Source organism: Schleiferilactobacillus shenzhenensis LY-73, from assembly GCF_000469325.1.
In the GTDB taxonomy this organism is placed as follows: Bacteria; Bacillota; Bacilli; order Lactobacillales; family Lactobacillaceae; genus Schleiferilactobacillus; species Schleiferilactobacillus shenzhenensis.
The window spans coordinates 29,382-31,288 of the sequence record NZ_KI271606.1 but is presented as its reverse complement, the minus strand read 5'-3'; the positions used below and the strand labels follow the sequence as shown (position 1 = coordinate 31,288).

Sequence of the window (1,907 nt, the reverse complement as noted above, 5' to 3'; positions counted from 1 at the left end):
CGTAACTGCTGCCCATTTGCCGTAGCGTCTTGTCCATGTCGTCCGCAGTTTCACCCTGGGACTTCATGATCTTATAGGCATTGGCGATGATCTGCTCAGTCATCCGGCCATGATTGCGGGACAATTCGTCCATCGCCTTGTCGTATGTGGCCGTGTTGATGGTGCCCTTACTTAACGCCTCTTTGAGCTTATTCTGCTGAGCAATGTAGATCTGATTTTGCTTATCCGCTGCTTCTTGCAAGTCCAGCATGGCCATGTCTTGCTGGTCTTTAGACATCTTCCGCACGTCGCCATTAAGCGTAGCAAGGATGGTCTTCTTCTTGGCGCTTGATAGGTTGAGTGTCTGTACTTCCAATTCGTTCATACGCGTCTGGCTGTTGAGGATATACATCTGCTCATCGGCAGTCAGGTCGCGATGCTCCTTGGATGCGTTTCGATAAATCGCGTTGATATTTTTGCTAGTTTGAGCGGCCTCGGCGGCAGCAGCCTTGTTAGCAGCTTTCTGTTTATTAACGCCATCAGTAACTGTCTTGGCTACTTCGGTTGGTAGACTAGACACCATATCGTTGAGCGCTTTATTAGTATCTTTGGCCGACTGACTGATACTGCTGGCCATTCCACCAAAAGCATCTGTAGCTGCTTTAGCACTGGATTGAGCGGTTTTTGTAAAATCTTGCAGTGCCGTATTAGCGTCGCGAGAGAATCCTTGATACTTAGACAATGCGCGATCTGCGTCACCACCAACGGATGTACCCCAGCGCGAAGTCTCTTGCGCTGATTCCCACGCTTTCTTACCCCAAAGTGTCCAAACGGCGGCACCGGCACCAATTGCTAAGCCAGCAGCAACTGCCGCCGGACCAAGGCCGCCTAGTGCAGCAACCAAGCCAGTAGATGCTCCGGCAGCCTCACCGATGCCACCCACTGTGCCGGTGGCTGCAGAACCCACGGCTGTAATACTCGGTGCCACTTTAAGTGCCTCGAAAGCCGTTTTGGAAAATGCCGATTTAAGCACATCCATAGCAGAGCCACCCAGTTTTGCTGCACTGGTTGCCCGCGCCAGACCACCGGTCACTGTCCCAATGACGCTGCCCGCGCCACCGAGGAGCTTAAATACTGATCCCAATCCGCTGCTGACAGGACCGATAACGGCCGCGAAGGCAACCCACTTGATAATGGACTGCTGCGTGGCGCTGTCCATCTTGCCAAAGGCGTTGACCATATCGGTCGCTTTGCCGATCAGTGGTGTGATCGCTGGTAGCAGCTTCTCACCCACGGTGATTGCCAGAACTTGAGCTGACTGCTTGAGTCGGTCGAAGTTTGCCTTCGCGGTCTGGCCCATGATGTCGGAAACTTTTTTCGTCGCGCCGGCGCTATCCGCGGTTGCTTTGGTCAATTCTTCGATGGCTGGCTTACCGGCCTTCATCAATGCCAACACTGCGCGGCCGCCCCGTTCGCCAAAGGCAGCATTGATTGCCGCAACCTTGGTGGCATCGGACATCTTACTGGTACCTTTGGCCACCTGCTCGATAACGTCAGGCAGACCGATTTGGCCTTTTTTGAACGCGGCAACGTTGACACCAAGTTGACCCATGGGCTTCTTGGCATCAGTAGAGGCCGCTGCGAGCTTTTGCAGCATCGCGTTGAACGCAGTACCAGCCATTGACCCCTGTAGGCCAGCATTGGACATCAGGCCCAGCATGGCGATAGTGTCATTGAGAGGGATACCTGCGGCATTGGCCGACGCACCGGTGTACTGCATGGCCTCGCCCAGGTCCGCGAACCCAGACTTGGTGGCGTTAGCCGCATACGTCATGGCGTCAGTTACCTTGGTGGTGTCTCCGGCTTTGATCCCGAATTGGGTCATCGTGCTGGTGACAACGTCCATGACTGTATTGAAGTCCTCACCC

At 54.3% G+C, this 1,907-nt stretch carries 1 protein-coding gene; it reads right to left on the bottom strand.

Annotated elements, in window-relative coordinates:
* Positions 1 to 1,885, bottom strand: a 1,885-nt coding sequence (locus tag L248_RS15405) for a phage tail tape measure protein (protein ID WP_081701332.1), incomplete at its 3' end; no start/stop codon positions are given.
* Between the last annotated feature and the right edge of the window lie 22 nt (positions 1,886 to 1,907).